General features: G+C 63.4%; 23 protein-coding genes and 1 pseudogene. 9 read left to right on the top strand and 15 right to left on the bottom strand.

Translation table 11 applies throughout. The annotated features are described in order from the left end of the window. Positions 1–4 precede the first annotated feature (4 nt). The 5 genes from AAGS40_RS06300 to AAGS40_RS06280 all read left to right on the top strand — a co-directional run bounded on the left by AAGS40_RS06300 (position 5) and on the right by AAGS40_RS06280 (position 6,004). Positions 5–898: a polysaccharide deacetylase family protein gene (locus tag AAGS40_RS06300; protein ID WP_345813889.1), complete on the top strand. Its 894-nt coding sequence runs from the start codon at positions 5–7 to the stop codon at positions 896–898. Between the two features lie 158 nt (positions 899–1,056). Continuing rightward, positions 1,057–1,518: a peroxiredoxin gene (locus AAGS40_RS06295; RefSeq protein WP_345813888.1), complete on the top strand. Its 462-nt coding sequence runs from the start codon at positions 1,057–1,059 to the stop codon at positions 1,516–1,518. Between the two features lie 345 nt (positions 1,519–1,863). Beyond that, a complete protein-coding gene (locus AAGS40_RS06290) occupies positions 1,864–3,741 on the top strand; it encodes a PhoH family protein (RefSeq protein WP_345813887.1) in 1,878 nt (625 codons plus the stop codon). 237 nt (positions 3,742–3,978) lie between these two features. Further along, a complete protein-coding gene (locus AAGS40_RS06285; RefSeq protein WP_345813886.1) occupies positions 3,979–5,115 on the top strand; it encodes an NlpC/P60 family protein in 1,137 nt (378 codons plus the stop codon). A gap of 82 nt (positions 5,116–5,197) precedes the next feature. Beyond that, the gene (locus AAGS40_RS06280) at positions 5,198–6,004 is read left to right on the top strand and encodes an SDR family oxidoreductase (RefSeq protein WP_345813885.1); all 807 of its coding nucleotides are present in this window, start codon (positions 5,198–5,200) and stop codon (positions 6,002–6,004) included. Between the two features lie 85 nt (positions 6,005–6,089). On the opposite strand, the gene AAGS40_RS06275 is transcribed toward AAGS40_RS06280, so the two are convergent. The 10 genes from AAGS40_RS06275 to AAGS40_RS06230 form a co-directional block, all read right to left on the bottom strand. After that, positions 6,090–7,100: an inorganic phosphate transporter gene (locus tag AAGS40_RS06275; RefSeq protein WP_345813884.1), complete on the bottom strand. Its 1,011-nt coding sequence runs from the start codon at positions 7,098–7,100 to the stop codon at positions 6,090–6,092. Beyond that, entirely contained in the window at positions 7,100–7,726 is a 627-nt protein-coding gene (locus AAGS40_RS06270; RefSeq protein WP_345813883.1) for a DUF47 domain-containing protein, read from the bottom strand. The genes AAGS40_RS06275 and AAGS40_RS06270 overlap by 1 nt, the downstream gene beginning before the upstream one ends. A 127-nt stretch (positions 7,727–7,853) precedes the next feature. Next, positions 7,854–9,239 (bottom strand): replicative DNA helicase, encoded by a 1,386-nt coding sequence (locus tag AAGS40_RS06265; protein WP_345813882.1) that lies wholly within the window; start codon positions 9,237–9,239, stop codon positions 7,854–7,856. A gap of 131 nt (positions 9,240–9,370) precedes the next feature. Further along, positions 9,371–9,823, bottom strand: coding sequence for a 50S ribosomal protein L9 (gene rplI / locus AAGS40_RS06260; protein ID WP_345813881.1), 453 nt, complete (start codon positions 9,821–9,823; stop codon positions 9,371–9,373). 27 nt (positions 9,824–9,850) lie between these two features. Continuing rightward, the gene (rpsR, locus tag AAGS40_RS06255) at positions 9,851–10,126 is read right to left on the bottom strand and encodes a 30S ribosomal protein S18 (RefSeq protein WP_327629319.1); all 276 of its coding nucleotides are present in this window, start codon (positions 10,124–10,126) and stop codon (positions 9,851–9,853) included. A gap of 2 nt (positions 10,127–10,128) precedes the next feature. Further along, positions 10,129–10,428 carry a primosomal replication protein N gene (gene priB, locus AAGS40_RS06250; protein WP_345813880.1) on the bottom strand — a complete coding sequence of 100 codons (300 nt, stop codon included), beginning with the start codon at positions 10,426–10,428 and terminating at the stop codon, positions 10,129–10,131. 50 nt (positions 10,429–10,478) lie between these two features. Then, positions 10,479–10,853: a 30S ribosomal protein S6 gene (gene rpsF, locus AAGS40_RS06245; protein WP_345813879.1), complete on the bottom strand. Its 375-nt coding sequence runs from the start codon at positions 10,851–10,853 to the stop codon at positions 10,479–10,481. 202 nt (positions 10,854–11,055) lie between these two features. Next, positions 11,056–12,150, bottom strand: a complete 1,095-nt coding sequence (locus tag AAGS40_RS06240; protein WP_345813878.1) for a zf-HC2 domain-containing protein — start codon at positions 12,148–12,150, stop codon at positions 11,056–11,058. Next, positions 12,140–13,090 (bottom strand): RNA polymerase sigma factor, encoded by a 951-nt coding sequence (locus AAGS40_RS06235; RefSeq protein WP_345813876.1) that lies wholly within the window; start codon positions 13,088–13,090, stop codon positions 12,140–12,142. The genes AAGS40_RS06240 and AAGS40_RS06235 overlap by 11 nt, the downstream gene beginning before the upstream one ends. A 306-nt stretch (positions 13,091–13,396) precedes the next feature. Then, positions 13,397–14,311 (bottom strand): LysR family transcriptional regulator, encoded by a 915-nt coding sequence (locus AAGS40_RS06230; RefSeq protein WP_345813875.1) that lies wholly within the window; start codon positions 14,309–14,311, stop codon positions 13,397–13,399. Between the two features lie 156 nt (positions 14,312–14,467). On the opposite strand from AAGS40_RS06230, the gene gcl reads away from it, so the two are divergent. From gcl to AAGS40_RS06210, 4 genes are all read left to right on the top strand, one after another. After that, entirely contained in the window at positions 14,468–16,243 is a 1,776-nt protein-coding gene (gene gcl / locus AAGS40_RS06225; RefSeq protein WP_345813873.1) for a glyoxylate carboligase, read from the top strand. Positions 16,244–16,350: 107 nt separating this feature from the next. Beyond that, complete coding sequence (gene hyi / locus AAGS40_RS06220; protein WP_345813871.1) at positions 16,351–17,160, top strand: hydroxypyruvate isomerase; 810 nt, start codon at positions 16,351–16,353, stop codon at positions 17,158–17,160. 175 nt (positions 17,161–17,335) lie between these two features. After that, entirely contained in the window at positions 17,336–18,244 is a 909-nt protein-coding gene (locus AAGS40_RS06215; RefSeq protein WP_345813870.1) for a 2-hydroxy-3-oxopropionate reductase, read from the top strand. Between the two features lie 514 nt (positions 18,245–18,758). Further along, positions 18,759–19,160 (top strand): DUF3597 domain-containing protein, encoded by a 402-nt coding sequence (locus AAGS40_RS06210; RefSeq protein WP_345813869.1) that lies wholly within the window; start codon positions 18,759–18,761, stop codon positions 19,158–19,160. A gap of 195 nt (positions 19,161–19,355) precedes the next feature. Here the strand turns inward: AAGS40_RS06210 and AAGS40_RS06205 are convergent, their stop codons facing one another. The 5 genes and pseudogenes from AAGS40_RS06205 to cysT form a co-directional block, all read right to left on the bottom strand. Then, positions 19,356–20,396, bottom strand: coding sequence for an asparaginase (locus AAGS40_RS06205; RefSeq protein WP_345813868.1), 1,041 nt, complete (start codon positions 20,394–20,396; stop codon positions 19,356–19,358). A gap of 96 nt (positions 20,397–20,492) precedes the next feature. Then, positions 20,493–21,419 carry a CysB family HTH-type transcriptional regulator gene (locus tag AAGS40_RS06200; protein ID WP_345813867.1) on the bottom strand — a complete coding sequence of 309 codons (927 nt, stop codon included), beginning with the start codon at positions 21,417–21,419 and terminating at the stop codon, positions 20,493–20,495. Positions 21,420–21,490: 71 nt separating this feature from the next. Beyond that, a complete protein-coding gene (locus tag AAGS40_RS06195; RefSeq protein ID WP_345813865.1) occupies positions 21,491–22,549 on the bottom strand; it encodes a sulfate ABC transporter ATP-binding protein in 1,059 nt (352 codons plus the stop codon). Then, positions 22,549–23,640 carry a sulfate ABC transporter permease subunit CysW gene (cysW, locus tag AAGS40_RS06190; protein ID WP_345813864.1) on the bottom strand — a complete coding sequence of 364 codons (1,092 nt, stop codon included), beginning with the start codon at positions 23,638–23,640 and terminating at the stop codon, positions 22,549–22,551. Before cysW ends, AAGS40_RS06195 begins: the two co-directional genes overlap by 1 nt. Before the next feature lie 158 nt (positions 23,641–23,798). Further along, positions 23,799–24,635, bottom strand: a pseudogene (gene cysT / locus AAGS40_RS06185) (sulfate ABC transporter permease subunit CysT); the annotation flags it as partial. Positions 24,636–24,643 lie beyond the last annotated feature (8 nt).

Raw genomic sequence — 24,643 nt, 5'->3', positions numbered from 1 at the left:
ATCCTTGGCCCGTATCGTCCTGAAAATCGACGTCGACACGCTGCGCGGCACTCGCGAAGGCGTGCCGAATCTCGCGCGGATTTTCGACCGCTTCAAGGCGCGCGCCACCTTCCTGTTCAGTCTCGGGCCAGACCACACCGGCTGGGCCATGCGCCGTGTGTTGCGGCCGGGATTCCTGAAGAAGGTGTCGCGCACGTCGGTGGTCGAGCACTACGGCATCAGGCAGTTGATGTACGGCGTGCTGCTGCCCGGACCGGATATCGGCGTGAAGACAACGGCGGAAATGCGCGCGATCCACGAAGCCGGTTTCGAATGCGGGATTCACACGTGGGACCACGTGTACTGGCAGGACAACGTGCGCGCGAAAGATCACGCATGGACGGCCGGTCAGATGCAGAAGAGCTACGACCGCTTCGTGGATATCTTCGGTGCGCCGCCCGTTACGCACGGCGCGGCCGGCTGGCAGATGAACGGCCATGCGTTTGAACAGATCGACGCGTGGGGCATGCGTTACGCGTCCGATGGGCGCGGACATTCGCCGTATCTGCTGGTGGTGGGTGGACGCACGTTGAATCACGTGCAGATGCCTACCACGTTGCCCACGCTCGACGAAGTGCTGGGTGTGGATGGCGTCGACGAACACAGTGTCGCCGCGTGGATGCTCAAGCGCACCGAGAACAATCCGCACGACCAGGTGTTCACGCTGCACGCCGAACTCGAAGGGCAGAAGCTCGCCCCGATCTTCGAACAGCTGCTCGAAGGCTGGCGCGCGCAAGGCCACACGTTTGCGACCATGGGCGATTACTACGCGACGCTAGACCGCGACACGCTGCCATCGTACCCTCTCACGTGGGGCGAAATTCCGGGTCGCTCCGGCGAGTTGATCGTCCAGCCCTGACCATTGCGCTCGACCCTGGCTGGCCGGCGACTCTGTTCAGACGACCCGGCGGCCGCGCGAGACCGCGCCGCGCCGGATTCGCAACGCTCCCCCAAGCCTCGATGCCAGGCCGACGCCGCCGCAACTGACGGCGCCGGCCATAACAACCGGAGAACCTCGTGCCTATCGCAGTCGACCAACCCATTCCCGACTTCACCGCCCCGGCTACCGGCGGCGAGATCACGCTATCGAAGCTGCGTGGGAAAAAGGTGGTGCTGTATTTCTATCCGAAAGACAACACGCCGGGCTGCACGACCGAAGGTCTGCAATTCCGCGATCTGTATCCGAAGTTCACGAAGGCCGGCGCGGAAGTGCTCGGCGTGTCGCGCGACACCCTGCGCTCGCACGAGAACTTCAAGGCCAAGCTCGAATTGCCGTTCCCTCTGATTTCCGATCCCGAAGAGACGCTGTGCGCGCTCTTTAACGTCATCAAAATGAAGAAAATGTATGGCAAGGAAGTACGTGGTATCGAGCGCTCCACGTTCCTGATCGACTCCGAGGGCGTGTTGCGCCGCGAGTGGCGTGGCGTGAAAGTACCCGGTCATGTCGACGACATTCTCGAGGCTGTACAAGCGCTGTGAGGCGCGCTATATTGGGCCGCAATGAGTGCCTGTCCAACCCAAACTTTTGTTCGCTGCGCAAGGCTTGACGGCCGTTCTGTCCGCGCCGTCGGAGTCGTGAAGCGCAACGCGAACGCAGAAGGCGAGCCGCTTGCCCCGAACGCCGGGGCGGCGGCTTTTTTAATTGCGCCATGCCGATCGTTCACGCGGCCATGCGCTTCCGTCAAGGAGCCGATCGAAGACCAGGCGAACCGGCATTTTTAGACCGAATGCGCGCCTCCGGACGCAAACTGCGTGCGCTTACCGGCACCGGCAGAATGCGACAGGCGGCGCACGATATGTGACCCGATTAATTCGAGGGAAACCATGCCTTTGCCTACTCCCCCCAGCAAGCTCGGCAACCTGTTGCCGCCTGACGAATACAAGGCCAAAGCCGCCACTCCCGCGCGCTCCGCGAAGAAACAGGCCGGCGATGGGGAAACTGCAGAGTCGGCCGATTATGGCCGCGCGAACGTCGCCACGCCGATGGCGCACGCCGCCAATGCCGCGACGACCTTGCGGCCGGTGCCGGCATCTCAGCGTACAGGCGCGTCGGCGTCGACGGGCGAGGCTGCGCCGTCGCGTAGCACGTCCACATCCGGTCGAAAATCGAAGCAGACCGCCGCGTTGCTGCAACCGGTTCCCGCCGCGCGCCCCGCGGTCGAAGCCGAAGCGGCAACCGTTCAGGCCGAGCCGGCCGTTGCGCGTGCGCCGGGCACGGGCCAGCCGTCGACGGGCACGCCTGCCGCCGCTGCGCCTGCGGGCACGCGCGGCACCAGCAAGAAACGGAGTGCCGGCACGCAACCGGTCGAAGTCCAGAAGCTATTCGTGCTCGACACGAACGTGCTGATGCACGATCCGAGCTGCCTGTTCCGGTTCGAGGAACACGACGTCTATCTGCCCATGATGACGCTGGAGGAGCTCGACAACCACAAGAAAGGCATGTCGGAAGTCGCGCGTAATGCGCGTCAGGTGAGCCGCACGCTGGACGCGCTCGTCGCCAACGCCGGCAACATGTCGGACGGCATTTCACTTGCCCGCCTCGGCAGCCGCGAAGCGTCCGGGCGCCTGTATTTCCAGACCAAGCTGACGGCGATCGAGCCGGTGGAAGGCCTGCCCGAAGGCAAGGCGGACAACCAGATTCTCGGCGTCGTGCGCGCGTTGCAACGCGACCGCACGGATCGCCAGGTCGTGCTGGTGTCGAAAGACATCAACATGCGAATCAAGGCGCATGCGCTCGGCCTGCCCGCCGAAGATTACTTCAACGACCAGGTGCTCGAAGACAGCGATCTGCTGTACTCGGGCATCCGCGCGCTGCCCCAAGATTTCTGGACCAAGCACGCGAAAGGCATGGAAAGCTGGCAGGACACCAAAACCGGCACCACGTATTACCGCGTCACGGGGCCCCTGTGCGCGTCGATGCTGGTCAACGAGTTCGTCTATCTCGAGCCGCAGAACGGCGAACCGGCGTTTCATGCGCTGGTGCGCGAGCTGAACGGCAAGACTGCGCTGCTGCAAACCTTGCGCGACTATGGTCACCACAAAAACAATGTGTGGGGTATCACGGCGCGCAACCGCGAGCAGAACTTCGCGCTGAACCTGTTGATGAACCCGGAGATCGACTTCGTCACGCTGCTCGGTCAGGCCGGCACCGGCAAGACGCTCGTCGCGCTCGCGGCGGGCCTGGCGCAGGTGCTGGACGACAAGCGCTACAACGAAATCATCGTGACGCGCGCAACCGTGCCGGTCGGCGAAGACATCGGCTTTCTGCCGGGTACGGAAGAGGAAAAAATGCAGCCGTGGATGGGCGCATTCGACGACAACCTCGAAGTCCTGCAAAAAACCGACGACGCCGCGGGCGAATGGGGCCGTGCGGCCACACAGGAGCTGATCCGTTCGCGCCTGAAGGTCAAGAGCATGAACTTCATGCGCGGGCGCACTTTCGTGGACAAGTACCTGATCATCGACGAGGCACAGAACCTGACGCCGAAGCAGATGAAGACCTTGGTCACGCGGGCGGGTCCTGGCACGAAGATCATCTGTCTGGGCAATATTGCGCAGATCGACACGCCTTATCTGACGGAAGGCAGCTCGGGCCTGACTTATGTCGTCGACCGCTTCAAGGGCTGGGCGCACAGCGGACACGTCACCCTGGCAAGGGGCGAACGCTCACGCCTTGCCGACTATGCGTCGGAAATCCTCTGACGCTCGTTTGAGGTCCGCTTCGCGGGCGAGCTAGTCAGCTTTGCCTGATCGCACTCGAAGCCGCATCCGGAACATTCCGGACGCGGCTTTTTTCTTTCCGCCGTCGTTTCGGCCAGCCAACACTTAGCGCACGAACCTCAAGTAATTTGTCAAGACTTCTTGCCGATGCGATGTTCGACGGCTACCATCCGGACATCGTCCGCCATTAAACGAGCGTTTACCGCTCCCTCGTCGTTCATGCGCCGACTCGCCCTTTCGCTGCTGACCGTTCTGCTGCTCGCCGCCTGCGCTGGCACGCCGCAGAGAACGTCGTCGCGCGGGTCGGGCTCGTCGGTGGTTGTGGCCAATGGGGCGTACCACGCGCCGCCGCCCGGCTTTCCGAACTTCGTGGATCACAGCATCGGCCGCGAGGAAATCTCGATTCAGGCGATGAGTCTCGTCGGGATTCCATACCGTTGGGGCGGTAATACGCCTGATAGTGGCTTTGATTGCAGCGGCCTCGTCCGGTATGTCGTGCAGCGGGCTGCGTCCGTTAACCTGCCGCGCACTACGGCGGACATGAGCGGTCGCGGCGAATCGATCGAACCAGACGAAATTGCGCCAGGCGACCTGATTTTCTTCAACACGACGGGGCGCGCGCACTCGCACGTCGGCATCTATGTCGGCAAGCTTCGCTTCGTGAACGCGCCGTCGACGGGCGGTACTGTGCGCCTCGATTATCTGACCAATCCGTACTGGGCGAAGCGTTTCGACGGCATTCGCCGCGTGGCCGGTCCGGCCGCAACGCCGGCGCCGTTCGACACGCCGAGCTATCAGGCAGCGGTGCCGGCGCCGGAGCGGGCCGCGCCAGTGGCGGCGGCTTCTGCCGGCCGGCTACCTGTTGCGCCTTCGCCAGTCGCGCAGTCTACGATCACGCCGTCGCCTGCTTCGCCGTCGACCATGGTGACGACGGCGGTGGCGGACAAGCAGGCCGATCCGTTTGAACCGCCTCCGCCGGCCATGAGTGCCGCGCAAATGCAGGCGCGCGAAGCGGGCGCTGTGTCGCCCCGGACGCTGCAGGGGGTGACGACGCAAGCTGGCGCCAATGAAGTGCCCGACGGGGTGTCGTCGCAACAGGCGAGCGCGGCGCGCACGCCCGCGGCGGCGTCGGCGTCGGCGACGAGGCCCGATGCCATCGACGCCGCCGCCGACGCTTTCGAACCACCGCCGCCCGCCACGGTCGCGGCACGTCAGGCGCGACAGGCCCAGCAAGCCGAAGCCAGCGGCGACGGCGCGGTTCGGGTCATGCGCGCGTCGACAGCGTCACGTGGCGTGGTCGCGCCCACGCAAACCAACGACGATCCCATCGCCCGATTCGCGAACGGCAACTTCTGACGTTCGGCGCGCACTCACCCGGCACGGGGCCGCCTCCGATCTGCTATCGTCATTCCTCTTCTTCCGACAGCAGGTGACGACGATGGAACTTGGGCTGAAAGATAAAGTGGTGCTGGTTACGGGCGGCAGCAAGGGAATCGGGCTCGCATGCGCCCGCGCGTTTGCGCTGGAAGGCGCAAAAGTCGCGATCGTTTCACGCGACCCCGCCAATCTCGCCCGCGCCTACGAGCAATTGAAGCAGGAAGGTCTGCACGTGCATCGGACCCGGGCCGACCTGCACGAGCCCCACAGCGCCGCGGACATCGTCGAAGAAGTCAGCACCGCTGTGGGACCGATCGACGTGCTCGTCAACAGCGCGGGTGCGGCGCGCCGCTACGATCCCGAGACGCTCGACGCCGACGCGTTTCGCGCGACGATGGAAGCGAAGTATTTCCCCTACATCTACCCGCAGCAGGAAGTGTTGCGGCGCATGGCGGAGCGCGCGAAAGCGGACAAAAGCGGCGAGCCGGGCACGATCGTCAACATCATCGGCATGGGCGGCAAGATCGCAAGCGACATCCATATTGCCGGCGGCGCCGCGAATGCCGCGCTGATGCTCGCTACGGTTGGACTCGCGCACTACTACGCACGCTACGGGATCCGTATCAACGCGATCAATCCGGGGGCGACACTGACCGAGCGCGTTGAAGAAGCCGCGAAACTCGAAGCGACGCAGCAAGGCATATCAGGCGCGGAGGCACTTGCGCGCGGGCAGGCCAAGGTTCCCCTCGGACGCTATGCGAAGCCGGAGGAGATTGCCGACGTCGCACTATTTCTGGCAAGCCGCCGCGCGAGCTACGTGACGGGCGCAATCGTCCCGATGGATGGCGGTAGCGCGCCGTTGATCTGAAGGGCCCGCTGGTTCTACCGATGTTGCCTGGTTTGAAGACGCGCGGGGCGGCTCGCTTGTCGCCCGCGCGCGACGCGTGACTGCGTTACAGGAAGCGGTGGCCAAGCCACCATGCCACGCCAGACAGCACCGCAGAGGCCGGAATCGTCAGAATCCATGCCCAGACGATATTGCCGGCCACACCCCAGCGCACTGCGCTCAACTTCTGCGTGGCGCCGACACCGACGATTGCGCCCGTGATCGTGTGTGTGGTTGAAACCGGAATGCCGAGCCATGACGCCGTGAAAAGCGTGATCGCCCCGCCCGACTCGGCACAAAAGCCGCCGACCGGCTTGAGCTTGGTAATTTTTTGCCCCATGGTGCGCACGATTCGCCAACCGCCGAACAACGTGCCGATGCCCATCGACAGATAGCAGCCGCCGATCACCCACAGCGGCGGCGCGTCCGCGATCGACGATGCATAGCCCGTCGCGATCAGCAGCATCCAGATAATGCCAATGGTTTTTTGCGCGTCGTTGCCACCGTGACCCAGGCTGTAGAGTCCGGCGGACACCAGCTGCAACCGGCGGAAACGCCGATCCACCTTGCTAGGCGGCGTACGGAAATAAAGCCACGACACCGCCAGCATGAAGAACGAACCGAGCACGAATCCGAGCAGCGGCGAGATGAAAATGAAGGCCACGGTCTTCATCAACCCGTCGAGGTTGAGCGAACCCCAGCCCGACTTGGCAAGCGCCGCGCCCACCAGTCCGCCAATGAGCGCGTGCGACGAGCTGGACGGAATACCGTAATGCCACGTGATGATGTTCCAGCCGATTGCGCCGACCAGTGCGCCGAAGATTACGTAATGGTCGACGATGTTCGGATCGATCGTGCCCTTGCCGACGGTCGCGGCGACTTTCAGGTGAAACACGAAATACGCGACCACGTTGAATGCCGCCGCAAACGCGACCGCCTGTTGCGGCTTCAGCACGCCCGTCGAGACGACCGTGGCAATCGAATTCGCCGCGTCGTGAAAACCGTTCATGAAATCGAAAATCAGCGCGACGGCGACCAGGCCGGCCACGACCCAGATTGCAAGTTGTATCGATTGCATTATGCGTTTTCCAGCACGATGCCTTCGATGATGTTGGCTACATCTTCACACTTGTCCGTGATCGTTTCGAGCAGTTCGTAGATGGCTTTCAGCTTGATCAGGGTCTTGACGTTGTCTTCTTCGCGGAACAGCTTCGACATCGCCGAGCGCAGAACGCGGTCGGCTTCCGACTCCAGCCGGTCTATGTCCTCGCATGCCTTGAGAATCTGGCTTGCCTGCTTCATGTCGGACAGCAGGCTGACTGCGAACTGCACACGCTCGGAAGTGGCCGTACAGATATGAGCGAGCTGACTCGCCTCGGAGGTCACGGTCTGCACGTCGTACAGTGAAATGGCGGTGGCGACGTCCTCCATCAGGTCGAGGATGTCGTCCATCGTGGTGATCAGTTTGTGGATTTCGTCGCGGTCGAGCGGCGTGATGAAAGTCTTGTGCAGCAGGTCGATGGTTTCGTGCGTGAGCTTGTCTGCGGCCTTCTCGGCCTTCTGTACGTTTTGCTTGTGAGTCTCGGCTTCTGGCAGATTGTCGATCAGCAGTTCCAGTTCACGGCTTGCCGACACGATGCACTTCGCGTGCGCATCAAAGATTTCAAAAAACTTGCCCTCGGTGGGCATGAATCGACCGAACATTGGGATCCCGAAAATTGGTCACAGTATGGCTGACATAAAACTGCCATATTGTACCGTTGCGGGATCGACGCCGCACTTTTGACAGCGCCGTTACAACAGGCGCCGTAGACAGGACTTCACTTTCGGGTCATTCGCCGTAGAAATTCTGCGCGCCTGCAAAGTTGTCGAACTTTGTGTATTGACCATGGAATGTAAGCCGAACCGGTCCGATCGGGCCATTGCGCTGCTTGCCGATGATGATTTCGGCCGTGCCTTTGTCCGGGCTGTCCGGGTTGTAAACCTCGTCGCGGTAGATGAACAGGATCACATCGGCATCCTGTTCGATAGCGCCGGATTCACGCAGGTCGGACATGATCGGCCGCTTGTTCGGACGCTGCTCGAGACCGCGGTTCAGCTGCGACAACGCGATCACCGGCACATCGAGTTCCTTCGCGAGACTTTTCAGCGAGCGCGAGATTTCCGAAATTTCCGTTGCGCGGTTCTCGCCGGACGAAGAGCCGCTCATCAGCTGCAAATAGTCGATGATGATGAGCCCGAGCTTGCCGCACTGGCGCGACAGTCGCCGCGCGCGCGAACGCAGTTCCATCGGGTTCAGACCGCCGGTCTCGTCGATGAAAATCTGCGCCTCGCTCATCTTCTGCACGGCGTGCGTGAGTTTCGGCCAATCCTCGTCGGTCAGGCGCCCGGTTCGCATACGGTGCTGGTCCAACCGGCCAACGGACCCCAGCATACGCATGGTGAGCTGCGAGCCCGGCATTTCCATCGAGAACACCGCCACCGGCAACCCGTACTCCACCGCTACGTATTCGCCGACGTTCATCGAGAACGCAGTTTTACCCATCGACGGACGGCCCGCGACGATAATCAGCTCGCCGCCATGCATGCCGGAAGTCATGCGATCCAGATCGACAAAGCCCGTCGGCGTGCCGGTCACGTCGCTCGGATTGGCGGTGTGATACAGCGTGTCGATCCGCTCCACCACCTGGGTCAGCAGCGGCCCGATCTCGAGGAAGCCCTGCGTGCCGCGCGCGCCGTCTTCCGCGATTGAAAATACCTTCGATTCCGCCTCGTCCAGCAACTGGCGCACTTCCTTGCCTTGCGGGTTGAAGGCGTCGGCGGAAATTTCATCGGCAACCGAGACGAGTCGCCGCAGCACGGCGCGATCGCGTACGATTTCCGCATAGCGGCGGATATTGGCCGCGCTCGGCGTGTTCTGCGCCAGCGCGTTCAGGTACGCGAGACCACCGACCTCTTCGGCCTTGCCCGAGGTGCCGAGCGCCTCGTACACGGTAATCACGTCGGCGGGTCGCGTAGCGGCGATCAGCTTGCCGATGTGTTCGAAAATGATGCGGTGGTCGTAGCGATAAAAGTCGCTTTGCGACAGAAAATCCGCGATTCGGTCCCACGCGGCATTATCGAGCAGTAGGCCGCCCAGCACCGATTGCTCGGCCTCGATCGAATGCGGCGGGACTTTCAGCGACTCGAGTTGGGGATCTTTGGACGGGGCGTTCATGGAAGGGATTATCGGGTAAATCGGGCGACTGCGGGCAGCGACAAAACGCAAATGGGCACAAAAAAAGGCAGGGGCCGGTTTCCCGGCCCCTGCCCTTCGCCAGCAACAACCTGGCAGATGCTAACTGATGCTTAGACGTGTTCGCCCAGCACCGACACCGTCACGTCCACGAGCACGTCGGTGTGCAGCGAAACCTGAACCGGATGATCGCCAACCGTCTTCAGCGGGCCTTCCGGCAGACGCACTTGCGCCTTTTCAACCGTGAAGCCTTGCTTGGCCAATGCGTCAGCGATGTCGGCGTTCGTGACCGAACCGAACAGACGGCCGTCGACGCCGGCCTTCTGAGCGATCTGGACCGTCGAGCCAGCGAGCTTGTCGCCTTGAGCCGTAGCGGCCGCCAGCTTTTCAGCGGCGATCTTTTCGAGTTCTGCGCGACGCACTTCGAATTCAGCCAGGGCTTCCTTCGTTGCGCGGCGAGCTTGCTTGTTCGGGATCAGGAAGTTACGTGCGTAACCGTCCTTGACCTTCACGATATCGCCCAGGTTACCCAGATTGACGACTTTTTCCAGAAGAATGATTTGCATTCGGATACTCCTTATCGCGTCGTCGGGTTAGGCCTTGTGCTGGTCGGTGTACGGCACCAGCGCGAGGAAACGTGCGCGCTTGATTGCCGTGTCCAGCTGGCGTTGATAGTGCGACTTCGTACCCGTGAGACGCGCCGGCGTGATCTTGCCGTTTTCGCCGATGAAGTCCTTCAGCGTATCGAGGTCTTTGTAGTCGATGTACTCGACGCCTGCAGCCGTGAAGCGGCAGAACTTCTTGCGCTTGAAGAGCGGATTTTGTTGCTGACGACGCTTGTCGAATTTTTTACCAGTCGGGCGGGGCATGTTCAGTCCTTTCCAATGTCCTGCAATGCTGTGATGTGAAATACCAGAGTTCTTGCGTTGCGGTGCTTTTTCGCCAGAAAGCCCGTGAAGAGCGTTTCTACGCCCATCGGACAGCTTTCCAGCTTACCGCTCGCCTCGCCTGCGGCAACCGCCTGCATGGTCAGTTCGACTTGCCGGGTGATGCCGGCTTCGACGACTTCCGTGCGGTGCTGCAACGTGCAACCTGCTATCGGAACGCCGGCGGGTGTGTACCGCACCGGTTCGCGTTCGACGACGCTGGCCGTAAGCTGCAGCCGGTTCATGAAGCCTTTGACGAGGATGACGCCTGATCTGGTAGCTTAAATAGTGTGTCTTAAGCCTGCGCTTCGGACGGTTGCGTAGCAGCCGACTTCTTGGCTTCTTCGCGCTGCACTTCCTTCATCATCGGCGACGGGCCGGTCTCGGCCTTCTTCATCTTGACGATCAGGTGACGCAGAACAGCGTCGTTGAACTTGAATGCATGCTCCAGCTCGTCGAGCGTGGCCTGATCGCATTCAATGTTCATGCAGACGTAGTGAGCCTTCGCGAGTTTCTCGATCATGTAGGCCAGTTGGCGACGGCCCCAGTCTTCGATACGGTGAACCTGGCCACCGTGCGAGGTGATCGTGGACTTGTAACGCTCGATCATGGCGGGCACCTGCTCGCTCTGATCCGGGTGCACGATAAATACGATTTCGTAATGACGCATATTCACTCCTTGTGCTGACTTTTGGATTAAAGCCACCCGGGCGTCTGAACCGGTGTGGCAAGTGAGAAGCCCAAGAGTGTAACCCGATCAGGGCCTGGTTGCAACAATCGCCATTATTGCAGGACGTGAATCGGGCGTATTTTCAAGGGTTTACAGAGGAGCAGCCCGCACCGCGGCGAGCCGCAAGCAAGCCACGAATCTGTCATGAGCCCTTCTCCGTGCGCTCGCTTCCACCTTGCAGGCGCGCCCTCAGTGCGGCCTCCAGCCCTTTGAGCGTGTCCGGCGCAGCGTCGGTGATGGCCCACCACGTCATGCCTTCGGCATTCCAGTGAGCGATCGAATAGCCGTCCGGGCCGGACGTTGCGGCTCCTGCCGGCACGGCGCCGCCGGCCCTTGGCTGAGGGAAGACGTACACGTCGATCACGTGTTTCTGATAGCGGTACACGAGCACGGCCACCCGCTGATGCGCAAGGTAGTCGAGCCGGCCGCCTTCCAGCGGGAAGCCGTTTGCCGCCAGGTCTTCCACCGGCGGCGTGTAGTCCAGCTTCCCGTTGAACCATGGTTTGACGGTGTGGCGGTCGGTGGAGATGACGTCGATGCTCCGGCCGGAAACCTGTGCGCGGACGTGGCTTTCCACCAGTTCGTCCGTGAACGGGCTGACGCTTGCGGACGGCCGCAGACTCATCGTGACGGCCGCCGTGACTGCGCACAGCACGACCACCAGCGCGGCGAGCGAAGCCGACGCGAACAGGCGGCCGGCATTGCCTGCGGCCAGCGGGCCGCCGAGGTTGCCCCAAATGCCGCCGCCTCCGCCACCTCCACCTCCACCTCGTCCTGCACGGCCACCATGGGCGCCGGACGCTCCACCACCACCGCCAACACCGCGCCCACGCCCGCCAGCGCTGTCGAACAGCGCCGCCAGCCACTCCGCCCATCTCCAGGGGCGCGCCAGCGCTTTGCCCGCATTGCCGGATGTGCGTGGAACTCCGTCGGCGGAACCACTGAATGCGCCGGAGGTGTTGCCACCGCCGCGAGCGTCCTCCGGCGCGGCATCACCCACAACGGACCCTGCCATTTCGACCGACGGCAAGCCTGCAACAATGCGCTCCCGCAGCGACTGCGACGCACGATGATAAGGCGCCGTACGCAACACTCCACTGAGCGCGCGCAGGCTTTCGCTTTCCCGCTTGCAGGCATCGCAGCCTTCGATATGCTGCTGAACGCGCCGTGCGTCCGGCGCGGGTAATTCGTGGTCGGCGTTCGCATCGAGGAGCGGCCGCGCTTCGTTACAGTCCATCTGGCGCCTCCTGAGCGATGCCGGCGGCGCGGCCGCTGGAAGGGTTGGATGACCGGGCGCCAACAGTCGCCCGAAGTGGTGTGGCGCAGGCCCTCGGCAAGCCGGCGTCCGCGGCGTCAGCGGCGCTACCTTGGCCGCCTGAGTTTTCGTCCGGTGCACGGGACCCTGCTGCCGGGCGCGCCTCTCGATCAGCAGCGGGACCGGACATGGCACGAGAGACAACTTCCCCCTGCAAACCATCCGATCCGGATTGCAAACCCAAGCCCGCCGATCTCACTTCATCGCGCGGCGCCGCCAGCAACGCGGCAAGCTTGCGCCGCCCACGCGCAAGCCGCGACATCACCGTCCCGATCGGTACGTCCGCGACCAGCGCAATTTCGCGATAGCCCATTTCCTCCAGTTCCCGCAGGATCAGCACCTCCCGATGTTCGACCGGCAATAGCGCCAGCGCTTCGTGCACGCGCTTCGAATCCTCGTCGCGGATCAGCAGCGTCTGCGGATCGTCGCCGCCTGCGCTCCAGCCGTCGAAAGTGGCGTCGTCCATGCTGTCGTCGAACTCGACCATCTGGTGCGACGACGCCCGCCGCCGCCATTCGCTGTACCAGGTGCGGCGCACGATCGCGAGCAGCCACGGTCGGGCGGAGTCGCCGCGAAAGGTATCGAAGAAACGAAACGCACGCATGAACGCTTCCTGCACAACGTCATCGGCGTCGTTCGGGTTGCCGCACAGCCAGCGCGCAAGGTTATACGCGGCGTCCAGATGCGGCAGCGCGAGCTGCTGGAAACGGCGGCTCCTCGCTGCTTCGGCTGCTTCCGCATCGGCGGCTTCCGCATCGGCGGCTTTTACATTTGCGGCTTCTGCATTCGCGGCTTCCGCATTAGCGGCTTCGGCATCGGCGGCGCCGGACGGACGCGCAACGGATGAATCTTTCTGGACCACCTTGGCCCTCCGGGGCAATGCGGCTAAGGGGTATGGCTTGTAACGTGGCTCTCATCATGCAGAACTGGCCATCTGCCCAGTTTATTCCCGGCACACGCCAATACCATGAAAGTGAGAAAAGCCGCTTCACCAGCCCCTTCGCCCAGCCACCTTCAGCTATCTCTGGCCTGGCCACTTTCGGGCCAGCCACCTTCCAGCCAGCCGCTTCCATTGACCCACCCGCCCCCCGAGAAAGAGCGCACTACCCACTACCGGCGTCAGCGGCACGCCAAACCCACCGCACCACGCCGCGCGTCCAGCCACCGCTCAATATGCCGGCCGATTCCAGTAGTCGTTGCGCGCGTACACCTCTTTCAGATAATCGATGAAATAGCGCACCTTAGCCGGCACATAACGCTGCTGCGGATAGACGGCGAGAATGTCGTAATCGGGCAGCGCGAACTCGTCGAGCACGGTTTCCAGCTCGCCGCGCGCCAGTTGTTGCTGGATCTCCCACGTGGAGCGCCAACCGAGCCCGAGCCCCTCCGACACCCAGCGATGCAGCAACTCGCCATCGTTGCAATCGAGTGTGCCGCCAACGCGCACCGTCGCGAGCTTGCCGTTGCGCCGGAAATACCAGCCGCGGTTCTGGCCGCCCTGCAGGTTGAACGCCAGACAGTTGTGCTGCGGCAGGTCGTCGAGCGTCTTCGGCTTGCCGTACCGGCGGAAATACGCAGGCGTGCCGCAGACCACGCGCCGGTTCGACGCCAGCTTGACCGCGACGAAGTTCGGGTCCACCGCGCCGCCGATCCGGATCGACAGGTCGTAACCCTCGCGCACGAGGTCGACCACCCGGTCGGTGAGATTGAACGACACCTGCAGTTCCGGTTTATCGGCGAGAAACGCCGGCGCAAGCGGCGCGACATGCTTGCGGCCGAACGCGGCGGGCGCCGACACGATCAGGTGGCCATTCACCGCGCGCCGCCCGGCGCTCAGTTCGTTTTCCGCCTGGTCCCATTCGGTGAGCAAACCCCGGCAACGCTCCAGAAACGCGGCCCCGTCTTCGCTGACCACGAGACGGCGCGTCGAACGGTACATCAGCTTGACGCCCAGACGCTTTTCCAGCGCGTCGATGCGGCGCCCGAGAATCACCGGCGACACGCCCTCTTCCAGCGCCGCCGCCGCGAGACTGCCCGCGTCGGCCACGCGCACGAACGTTTCGATCTGTTTGAAGCGGTCCATCGCGGTCTCCTCCCGTGTCACGTCAAAGCAGGCGCCATTCGATACTTTTTGTTTCGGAATAAGCGACCCGGACTGATCTTATCAAACCTTTAGGTGGGCCCTACAGTGCGATCAACACCCTCGATCCGCAATTTCCCCGACATTCAGGAGACATTCATGGCCAAGATGAGAGCCGTCGACGCAGCTGTGCTGGTGCTCGAAAAAGAAGGTATCGACACGGCGTTCGGCGTGCCGGGCGCAGCGATCAACCCGTTCTACTCGGCCATGCGCAAGGCAGGCAACATCAGTCACGTGCTGGCTCGCCACGTGGAAGGCGCGTCGCACATGGCCGAGGGCTATACGCGTGCGCAGCCGGGCAACATCGGCGTGTGTATCGGCACGTCGGGCCCCGCCGGCACCGACATGATCACGGGTCTCTACTCCGCGCAGGCCGACTCGATTCCCATTCTCGCAATCACGGGCCAGGCGCCGCGCGCGCGTCTGTACAAGGAAGATTTTCAGGCTGTCGATATCGAATCGATCGCCAAGCCCGTCACGAAGTGGGCCGTCACCGTGCGTGAACCGGCACTCGTGCCGCGCGTGTTCCAGCAGGCATTTCACCTGATGCGCTCGGGCCGTCCGGGTCCGGTGCTGGTCGACCTGCCGATCGACGTTCAACTCGCCGAGATCGAATTCGACATCGACACCTACGAACCGCTGCCGGTCTACAAACCGAAAGCGACGCGCAGGCAGATCGAAGCCGCGCTCACGCTGCTGAACGACTCGGACAGGCCGCTGATCGTGTCGGGCGGCGGCGTGCTGAACGCTGCGGCGGAAGACCTGCTCGTGCAGTTTGCGGAAACGGTCGGCGTACCGGTGATTCCGACACTGATGTCGTGGGGCGCGATTGCCGACGACCATCCGCTGATGGCCGGCATGGTCGGCCTGCAAACGTCGCACCGCTACGGCAACGCGACGATGCTCGCTTCCGACTTCGTGCTCGGCATCGGCAACCGCTGGGCGAACCGTCATACCGGCAGCGTCGAGGTCTATACGAAGGGCCGCAAGTTCGTGCACGTGGATATCGAGCCGACGCAGATCGGCCGCGTGTTCGGGCCGGACCTCGGCATCGTGTCGGATGCGAAGGCCGCGCTCGAACTGTTCGTCGAGGTGGCGAAGGAATGGAAAGCCGCGGGCAAGCTGAAGGACCGCAGCGCATGGGTCGCCGATTGCCAGCAGCGCAAGCAGACGATGCAGCGCAAGACGCACTTCGACAACGTGCCGATGAAGCCGCAACGCGTGTACGAAGAGATGAACCAGGTGTTCGGCCGCGATACGTGCTACGTGTCGACCATCGGTCTCTCGCAGATTGCCGGCGCGCAATTCCTGCACGTCTACAAGGCGCGCAACTGGATCAACTGCGGCCAGGCGGGCCCGCTCGGCTGGACGATTCCCGCCGCACTCGGCGTGCGCGCCGCTGATCCGCAACGTCCGATCGTGGCGCTCTCGGGCGACTACGACTTCCAGTTCATGATCGAAGAACTCGCGGCAGGCGCGCAGTTCAAGCTGCCGTACGTGCACGTAGTGGTGAACAACTCGTACCTCGGCCTGATCCGCCAGGCGCAGCGCGCGTTCGATATGGACTTCTGCGTGCAGCTCGGTTTCGAGAACATCAACTCGCCCGAAACCAACGGCTATGGCGTGGATCACGTCGCCGTCGCCGAAGGTCTGGGTTGCAAGGCGATTCGCGTGTTCAAGCCGGAAGAACTGAAGCCCGCGCTGCAGAAGGCGCAATCGATGCTCTCCGAGTTCAACGTGCCGGTGATCATCGAAGTGATTCTGGAGCGCGTGACCAACATTTCGATGGGCACCGAAATCGACGCGATCAATGAGTTCGAGGAACTCGCCGAGAAGCGCCAGGACGCGCCGACCGCAATCAGCATGCTCGACTAAGCTGACTAGATATTTTGCATAACTGAGCATCACCCGAGCGTGGCCCGCACAGTCGCGGACCCGCTCGCGAAGCCACTCCCCTGACCGACCAGAGAGACTCAAGCACCATGCCGAAATTCGCAGCGAATCTCACCATGCTGTTCAACGAAGTTCCGTTCCTCGACCGCTTCGCGGCCGCAGCGGACGCGGGCTTTCATGCCGTCGAATTCCTGTTTCCGTATCCGTACACGATTGCCGAACTGAGCGAGCGTTTGCAGCAAAACCGGCTGAAGCTCGTGCTGCACAACCTGCCCGCGGGCAACTGGGAAGCCGGCGAACGCGGCATCGCGTGCCTGCCGGAGCGCGTCGGCGAGTTTCAGGAAGGCGTGGGGCGTGCGCTCGAATACGCCAAGGCGCTCAAAGTGCCTCAGCTGAATTGCCTCGTCGGCATTCCGGGCGCAGGCGTCGACGCGGACAAGGCCCGCACGACCATTGTCGATAACCTGCGCTTCGCGGCGGGTGAATTGAAGAAAGCCGGCATCAGGCTGCTGGTCGAGCCGTGCAATTCGTACGACATTCCAGGCTTCGCACTGAACCGTTCGGGCGAAGGCCTCGACGTGATTCGCGCGGTCGGGTCCGACAATCTGTTCCTGCAATACGACATCTATCACATGCAACGGATGGAAGGCGAACTCGCGGCCACGATCAAAACGAATCTGCCGCAGATCGCGCACGTCCAGCTTGCCGACAATCCGGGCCGCAACGAACCGGGCACCGGCGAAATCAATTATCCGTTCCTGTTCGATCTGCTGGACTCGCTCGGCTACGACGGCTACGTCGGCTGCGAATACAAGCCGCGCACGACGACGGCCGCCGGGCTCGGCTGGATACAGAGCGTGGCCGGGCAAACGCGCGGCGCCGCTCACGCCGCTGCGTGAGCAGGCACCGTAAGCGAAGCGCAGCGACCCAACGAAGCCGCGGCGCTTCGGCCGGTTCAGGCGCTTCATGTCGCGAAGGCCTGCCCGTCGGGCGGCCATCCACGGGGCACTGAGCCGAACACCCGAGCGCGACACCTGAGCGGGACACCTCAAACAACACTGGAGATTTACACACATGGCAAAGATCGGTTTCATCGGCCTCGGCATCATGGGCGCGCATATGGCGCGCAACCTCATCAAGGGCGGGCACTCGCTGTTCGTGAACGGCGCCTATCCGGTGCCGGAAGATCTGGCCAAGAGCACGAGCGTGGTCGCCAATTCGACCGCTGTCGCGCAGGCCGCCGATATCGTCGTCATCATGGTGCCCGACACGCCTGACGTCGCCAACGTGCTGTTCGCCGACGACGGCGTTGCCGCCGGCCTCACGAAGGGCAAGCTCGTGATCGACATGAGTTCCATCTCGCCGCTCGACACGCAGGCGTTCGCGAAGAAAATCAACGCACTTGGCGTGGACTACCTCGACGCACCCGTCTCGGGCGGCGAGGTCGGCGCGCGCGAAGCATCGTTGACGATCATGGTAGGCGGCCCGGAAAAGGCATTCGCTACGGCCAAGCCGCTGTTCGAACTGATGGGCAAGAACATCTCGCTGATTGGCGAGAATGGCGCGGGTCAGACGTGCAAGGTCGCCAACCAGATCATTGTCGCGCTGAATATCGAAGCCGTGGCCGAAGCGCTGCTGTTCGCATCGCGCTCGGGCGCCGATCCGGAACGCGTGCGCAAGGCTCTGATGGGCGGCTTCGCTTCGTCGCGCATTCTCGAAGTGCACGGCGAGCGTATGACGAAGCGCACATTCGACCCGGGATTCCGCATCGAACTGCATCAGAAGGACCTGAATCTCGCGCTCGACGGCGCACGCAAGCTGGGTATCGCACTGCCGCATACGGCGAGCGCGCAACAACTGTTCAGCGTGTGCGCGGCAAACGGCGGCAAGGCGTGGGATCACTCGGCAATGGTCCGCGCGCTGGAAATCATGGCCAATTACGAAGTCGCACAGGCGCCCGGCAACGCAGCCAAGGCAGCCTGAGCACGCAGTGATATGGATCGCCCGTCGTTGCGTGCGCAACGTTACGGCGATCGTCGGTGGGGCGCCCGGTTCGTCGCGCGGTTTGGCGGCGTATCGGGCAAATCGTGCCGCTCTGGGCTGAGAGCGGCAAGTGGGGTCCGCAGCGGCGCCCGGCGATGCCGGGGAAGCCTTGGTCGGTCAGACGTCGTCGTCGGGTGTCCGGCTGTCGGATTTCATCGTTATGCTTTTTCCGCCAAACTCTCGCAGCGGCGTGCTTGAGCACGCATGCCGCAAGCTTGCACGCGTGCTTGCATTTGCTTGCAACTCCCTGCTGTCTCTCCTACCTTTCTTGACACATCGCCGCGCGCTTTTCTCCTACACTCGTTGGGTCTGGTTGCGGGCGCATCAGCGTGCACATGCGGCTTGCCATCCCGGCAGCGCAGGACATCCGCTTCACTCGCCCAATCCCCAGCCAGCATCTTTCCCGTGAGCGGCAACAGGCTCGCGCCGGTAACCCATCTGCAAAGGATTCAGCATGAGCATCTTTGGTGACATCGTAAACAAGCTCTTTGGCAAAGCGAAGCCCGACCAGCCGGCCCCTGCAGCCGAGCCGACACCGGACCCGGCAGCCGCGCAAGCCGCCGCGCCGGCGGCAACGCCGGCACCGCCGCCGCTTGCCGATGTGGACGTCGCTGTCGTCATGGACCAGTTCGTGAGCGAGAGCGGGCAAACGTTGAACTGGCGCACGTCGATCGTGGACACGCTGAAAGCGCTTGGTGTCGACAGCAGCCTCGAACATCGCAAGCAACTCGCGAAGGAGCTGAAGTACACCGGCGACACGAACGACTCGGCGACCATGAACATCTGGCTGCACAAACAGGTGATGCAGGCGCTCGCGGCAAACGGCGGCAAGCTGCCTCCGGATCTGGCGGCCTGACGGCAAGCGCGTCGCTGGTTGAGGCGGCAGCACATTGAAGCCGTCGCTGGCGCGACGACGCACGACAACCCATGACAGCGCGGCGCCCATCGATAATCCGGGCGCCGCGCTTTTTTATTCGGGCTTCAGGCAGTCTCGCGTCCGGCGCACGGTCCCCGCTTTGCAACTGAAGCGTCGGCGCCGAACCACACCCGCTCAATACGTATCGAACGCCTTTTGCAGCGCGACAGGCCCTGCGGCGCCCGCAGCCAACGCGAGCATCAACAGCACGCGCGCCTTGTACGGATTCAGCGAACCCGCCGTGACGAAGCCGAGCGCGTCGTCGGCCGCCGCACCGTTGCGCATGACATGTCCCGCCCCTACGCGCGACGCGCGCACCACGGCCACGCCTTGCGACGCGGCGTCGGCCAGCGCCTGCTGCAGCGAAGCGTGAATCGAGCCGTTGCCCGTACCCGCCACGACAATGCCGCGCACGCCTGCGGCCACGAGCGCATCCACCGCGATGCGCGACACGCCGGCATAACTCGCCACCACCTCGACGTGCGGCCACTTCGCGCCGATCACGAACTCGGTGGCCAGCGTATGCGCACGCACCACGCCGCGCTGGAATTCCACGCGACCGTCCTGCACCCACCCGAGCGCGCCGATATCCGGCGACTGGAATGCGTCGACGGCATAGGTGCTCGTCTTCACCACGTCGCGTGCACTGTGGATTTTGTTGTTGAACGCCACCAGCACGCCCTGCCCGCGCGAACGCGCATTCGCAGCAACGGTGACTGCGTTCAGCAGGTTGAGCGGACCATCGGCGGAAAGTGCGGACGCCGGACGCATGGCCGCCGTCAACACGACCGGCTTGTCCGACTTGACCGTCAGATGCAGCAGATAGGCGGTTTCTTCGAGCGTGTCGGTGCCGTGCGTCACCACGATGCCCTCGATGTCGTCGCCCGCGAGCAGCGTATTGATCCGTTGCGCGAGCGTGGTCCACAGCGGCAAGGCCATGTCCTTGCTATCGACGCTCGCAATCTGCTCGGGCACGATGCGCGCCACGCTGGACAGCGCGGGCACGACGGCGAGCAGCTGATCGACGCCGACCACACCGGCCTGATAGCCCGACGTGTTGGCTGCGTCGGCGGCGGCGCCGGCGATCGTGCCACCCGTGGCCAGCACCGCGATGCGCGGCAGTAACGACGCGACGCCGGCGGCGGGCGTCGCAGAAGAGGAAGTCTGAGTAGTCATGGCGGCGATTGTAAGCGATGCACGATGCGCCGCCGCGTCAGCAGAAACCCATGCCCGTTCGGTCCAGAACGAACGATGCCGCTCGCCCGGCAGCGCTCAAACCGCCTCGCGCAACTGCGCGGCGATGTCCGCCTCGTTCAACTGCGGCGCGAACATTTCGATCAGGCGGTACGCATACGCGCGCAGGAACGCGCCCTTGCGCAGACCAACGCGGGTGGTGCTCGCCTCGAACAGATGCTGCGTGTCGAGCGCGACCAGCTCCGTGTCGCGCTTCGGATCGTAGGCCATCGCCGCCACCACGCCGATACCCATGCCGAGTTCCACGTAGGTCTTGATCACGTCCGCGTCGATTGCGGTCAGCACGACGTCGGGCAGTGCACCCGCCTTCGCGAACGCCTGGTCGATGTGCGAGCGGCCCGTGAAATCCTGGTCGTAAGTGACGATCGGGAACTCCGCGATCTCGTCGAGCGTGAGATTCGGACGGCCCACCAGCGGATGATCTTTCGGCACGACCACGATGTGATGCCACGAATAGCACGGGAAGGTGACGATGTCCGGGAAACGGTCGAGCGCTTCGGTCGAGATGCCGATATCCGCTTCGCCGTTGATGATCATCTGCGCGATCTGCTGCGGGCTGCCCTGACGCAGCGCCAGATGCACCTTCGGAAAGACTTCGGTGAACTGCCGGATCACCTTGGGCAGCGCGTAGCGCGCCTGCGTGTGCGTGGTCGCCACGACCAGGTGGCCGCTGTCCTGATCGGCATACTGGCGCGCGACGCGGCGCAGGTTTTCCGCGTCGAGCAGCATCCGCTCGATCAGCTGATGCACTGCCTTGCCCGGCTCCGTGAGGCCCGTCAGACGCTTGCCGCGTCGAATGAAAATGTCGACGCCGAGTTCGTCCTCCAGATCCTTGATCTGTTTCGACACACCCGACTGCGACGTGTACAGCACGTTCGCCACCTCGGTCAGATTCATGTTCTGACGCACGGCTTCGCGCACGAAGCGCAATTGCTGAAAATTCATGTTGATAGCTCCGGTTCAGCCAGAGTTGATTTATTGGAGTCCGAATGAAGCGCTGTGTGGTGCCGCACCGCTCATGGCGCGGGAAAAACGCGCAACGCGCGCGGCACGGCCGTCACGCCGTCGCCCACTGCGAGTTGCAGATCGCGCCACGATTCGCGATCGAGTTCGGCTTCGAGCAGCGTGCCCTCGCGGCCCGCGAGCTCGACACGCACCGAGCCGCCGAGCGTCACGACCCGCCGCACGTCGACGACGATCCCTTCGCGGTGGCCCGACGCTTGCGGAAACAACTGCAGATCATGCGGACGTACATAGGCGAATGCCGGTCCGCTGAAATCTGCCTTGATCGACACCGGCAGCGCCGCGCCGTCCACCACGAAGCCGCTCGCGTCCACCTTGCCGTGCAGACGGTTCGCCGCGCCGAGGAATTCGTAGACGAACGAAGTTTGCGGATGGTCGTACACGTCTTGTGGACTGCCCACCTGCTCGACATGCCCACGATTGAGCACAACGATGCGATCCGCTACCTCGAGCGCCTCCTCCTGGTCATGCGTGACGAAAATCGTCGAGATATGCAGATCGTCGTGCAGACGCCGCAGCCAGCTGCGCAGTTCCTTGCGCACTTTCGCATCCAGCGCGCCGAACGGTTCGTCGAGCAGCAGCACTTTCGGCTCGACCGCCAGTGCACGCGCAAGGGCAATCCGCTGACGCTGGCCGCCCGACAGTTCGGACGGATAGCGCTGCGCGAGCCAGTCCAGTTGCACGAGCCTGAGCAGTTCGTGCACCTTCTCGCGGATCACGGCTTCGGACGGGCGCTCCTTGCGCGGCTTCACGCGCAGGCCGAACGCGACGTTCTCGAATACCGTCATATGACGGAACAGCGCGTAGTGCTGAAACACGAAGCCGACTTCACGCTCGCGCGCGCCGACCGTCGCCACGTCCTGACCTTGCAGCACGACCTGACCGCCGTCCGCGTATTCGAGTCCGGCGATCACGCGCAGCAACGTCGTCTTGCCGCAGCCCGACGGCCCGAGCAGCGCGACCAGTTCGCCCGGCGGAAAGTCGAGCGACACATTATCGAGCGCAACGAAATCGCCAAAGCGCTTCTGCAGGTTACGAACGGTGATACCCATTACAGCTCTCCTTGCTTGAGCGGATGCTTGACTGCGTTGTGCTGCGCGGTAGCAAAAGCGGGCGTCGCGGGCACCGCGGTGACGGGTCCGGCATGCGCGGGCACATCGCGCGCCGATGACAGCTCCGCCGACATATGACGCTCGGCGAGCAGCTTCAGGCCGAGCGTGACGAGCGCGAGCAGCGCCAGCACCGACGCGACCGCGAACGCCGCCGAGAAGTTGTACTCGTTGTAGAGGATTTCGACGTGCAGCGGCATGGTGTCGGTCTGGCCGCGAATGTGGCCGGACACCACCGATACCGCGCCGAACTCACCCATTGCACGCGCATTGCACAGGATCACGCCATACAGCAGGCCCCATTTGACGTTCGGCAGCGTGACGCGGCGAAAGATCTGCCAGCCGGATGCGCCGAGCACGTGCGCCGCCTCTTCCTCGTCGTTGCCTTGCGCCTGCATCAGCGGAATCAGCTCGCGCGCCACGAACGGGAACGTGACGAAGATGGTGGCGAGTACGATGCCCGGCACCGCGAAGATGATCTGGATGTTGTGATCCTCCAGCCACGGCCCGAACCAGCCTTGCGCGCCGAACATCAGCACATAGATCAGGCCGGAGATCACGGGCGACACCGAGAACGGCAGATCGATCAGCGTCGTGAGCAGCGCCTTGCCGCGAAACTCGAATTTGGCGATGCACCACGACGCGGCCAGACCGAACACGAGATTCAATGGCACCGCGATCGCGGCGGTGATGACGGTCAGCTTGATCGCCGACAAAGCGTCCGGATCGGCGAGCGATTCCAGATAGAAACCCACGCCTTTGCTCAACGCCTGATAGAAAACGGCGACGAGCGGCACGACGAGAAAGAGCGCAAGAAACAGCAGCGCCACGCCCGTAAGCAGCCAGCGCACGACTGGCGCTTCGGTCACCGGATCGGGCCGGCGCGCGACGTTCAGCGGCGCGCGCGGCGCCACGGCCGCGGCCACGGCGGCTGTCGTACTGGCGTTATTCGGGCGATCAGCCTGACTTACCGGCTGATTCACGGGCTGATTCACCGGCTGATCGACGGGTTGATTCCGGGCCTGGTGGCTCATCGCGCACCTCCGCCGCTCGGCGGCCCATCTGCCGCGCTCTTTGCCGCGCTCTTTGCCATGTTGTCTGCCCCGCCATTGCCCGCAGCACCGGCAGCACCCGCAGCGCTCACATTAACGCTCGTCGCCACGTTCGACACGGCCGAAGCCACGCCCGCTGCCCCGCGCCCGGTGCGGCGCTGCAAATACCATTGCAGCGTGTTGATCAGCAGCAGCATCACGAACGACACCACCAGCATCACGACGGCGAGCGCGGTCGCACCCGCGTAGTCGTACTGTTCGAGCTTGGTGATGATCAGCAGCGACGTGATTTCGGATTTCATCGGCACGTTGCCCGCGATGAAAATCACCGAGCCGTATTCGCCGAGTGCACGGGCAAATGCCAGCGCGAAGCCCGTCAGCAAAGCCGGAAAGACGGCGGGCAGCACGACCCGGCGAAACGTCAGCCAGCGCGACGCGCCCAGGCACGCCGCGGCCTCTTCCTGCTCACGCTCGAACTCCTCGAGCACCGGCTGCACCGTGCGCACGACGAACGGCAAACCGATGAACGTCAGCGCGACCAGCACACCGGCCGGCGTGAATGCGATTTTGATGCCGAGCGGTTGCAGATACTGACCGATCCAGCCGTTGCCGGCGTACACGGCTGCGAGCGAAATGCCGGCCACGGACGTGGGCAACGCGAACGGCAGATCGACCACCGCGTCGACAATCCGCTTGAACGGAAACGTATAGCGCACCAGCACCCATGCGACCAGAAAGCCGAACACCGCATTGATCAGCGCGCCGCCCAGCGCCGAGAAAAACGTGAGCCGGTAGGACGCCAGCACGCGCGGCGAGCTGACGGCTCGGACGAACTGCGCCCAGTCGAGGGTGGCGGTTTTCAGAAAAGTCGCCGCAAGCGGAATCAGCACCACGAGGCTCAGGTAAGCCACCGTGATGCCGAGCGTCAGGCCAAAACCGGGCAACGCGCTCGGTTTTCGGAAGGTCAACGTGGTCATGCTGGGTA

The sequence above is a fragment of the Paraburkholderia sp. PREW-6R genome (assembly GCF_039621805.1).
In the GTDB taxonomy this organism is placed as follows: Bacteria; Pseudomonadota; Gammaproteobacteria; order Burkholderiales; family Burkholderiaceae; genus Paraburkholderia.
This window is presented reverse-complemented; position numbering and strand designations above follow the sequence as displayed.

Bases quoted from the DNA above. Each gene is read 5' to 3' on its own strand.
- AAGS40_RS06290 (WP_345813887.1), top strand. From the start codon at position 1,864: ATGCCTTTGCCTACTCCCCCCAGCAAGCTCGGCAACCTGTTGCCGCCT.
- AAGS40_RS06285 (WP_345813886.1), top strand. From the start codon at position 3,979: ATGCGCCGACTCGCCCTTTCGCTGCTGACCGTTCTGCTGCTCGCCGCC.
- AAGS40_RS06280 (WP_345813885.1), top strand. From the start codon at position 5,198: ATGGAACTTGGGCTGAAAGATAAAGTGGTGCTGGTTACGGGCGGCAGC.
- AAGS40_RS06275 (WP_345813884.1), bottom strand. From the start codon at position 7,100: ATGCAATCGATACAACTTGCAATCTGGGTCGTGGCCGGCCTGGTCGCC.
- AAGS40_RS06270 (WP_345813883.1), bottom strand. From the start codon at position 7,726: ATGTTCGGTCGATTCATGCCCACCGAGGGCAAGTTTTTTGAAATCTTT.
- AAGS40_RS06265 (WP_345813882.1), bottom strand. From the start codon at position 9,239: ATGAACGCCCCGTCCAAAGATCCCCAACTCGAGTCGCTGAAAGTCCCG.
- rplI (WP_345813881.1), bottom strand. From the start codon at position 9,823: ATGCAAATCATTCTTCTGGAAAAAGTCGTCAATCTGGGTAACCTGGGC.
- rpsR (WP_327629319.1), bottom strand. From the start codon at position 10,126: ATGCCCCGCCCGACTGGTAAAAAATTCGACAAGCGTCGTCAGCAACAA.
- priB (WP_345813880.1), bottom strand. From the start codon at position 10,428: ATGAACCGGCTGCAGCTTACGGCCAGCGTCGTCGAACGCGAACCGGTG.
- rpsF (WP_345813879.1), bottom strand. From the start codon at position 10,853: ATGCGTCATTACGAAATCGTATTTATCGTGCACCCGGATCAGAGCGAG.
- AAGS40_RS06240 (WP_345813878.1), bottom strand. From the start codon at position 12,150: ATGGACTGTAACGAAGCGCGGCCGCTCCTCGATGCGAACGCCGACCAC.
- AAGS40_RS06230 (WP_345813875.1), bottom strand. From the start codon at position 14,311: ATGGACCGCTTCAAACAGATCGAAACGTTCGTGCGCGTGGCCGACGCG.
- gcl (WP_345813873.1), top strand. From the start codon at position 14,468: ATGGCCAAGATGAGAGCCGTCGACGCAGCTGTGCTGGTGCTCGAAAAA.
- hyi (WP_345813871.1), top strand. From the start codon at position 16,351: ATGCCGAAATTCGCAGCGAATCTCACCATGCTGTTCAACGAAGTTCCG.
- AAGS40_RS06215 (WP_345813870.1), top strand. From the start codon at position 17,336: ATGGCAAAGATCGGTTTCATCGGCCTCGGCATCATGGGCGCGCATATG.
- AAGS40_RS06210 (WP_345813869.1), top strand. From the start codon at position 18,759: ATGAGCATCTTTGGTGACATCGTAAACAAGCTCTTTGGCAAAGCGAAG.
- AAGS40_RS06205 (WP_345813868.1), bottom strand. From the start codon at position 20,396: ATGACTACTCAGACTTCCTCTTCTGCGACGCCCGCCGCCGGCGTCGCG.
- AAGS40_RS06200 (WP_345813867.1), bottom strand. From the start codon at position 21,419: ATGAATTTTCAGCAATTGCGCTTCGTGCGCGAAGCCGTGCGTCAGAAC.
- AAGS40_RS06195 (WP_345813865.1), bottom strand. From the start codon at position 22,549: ATGGGTATCACCGTTCGTAACCTGCAGAAGCGCTTTGGCGATTTCGTT.
- cysW (WP_345813864.1), bottom strand. From the start codon at position 23,640: ATGAGCCACCAGGCCCGGAATCAACCCGTCGATCAGCCGGTGAATCAG.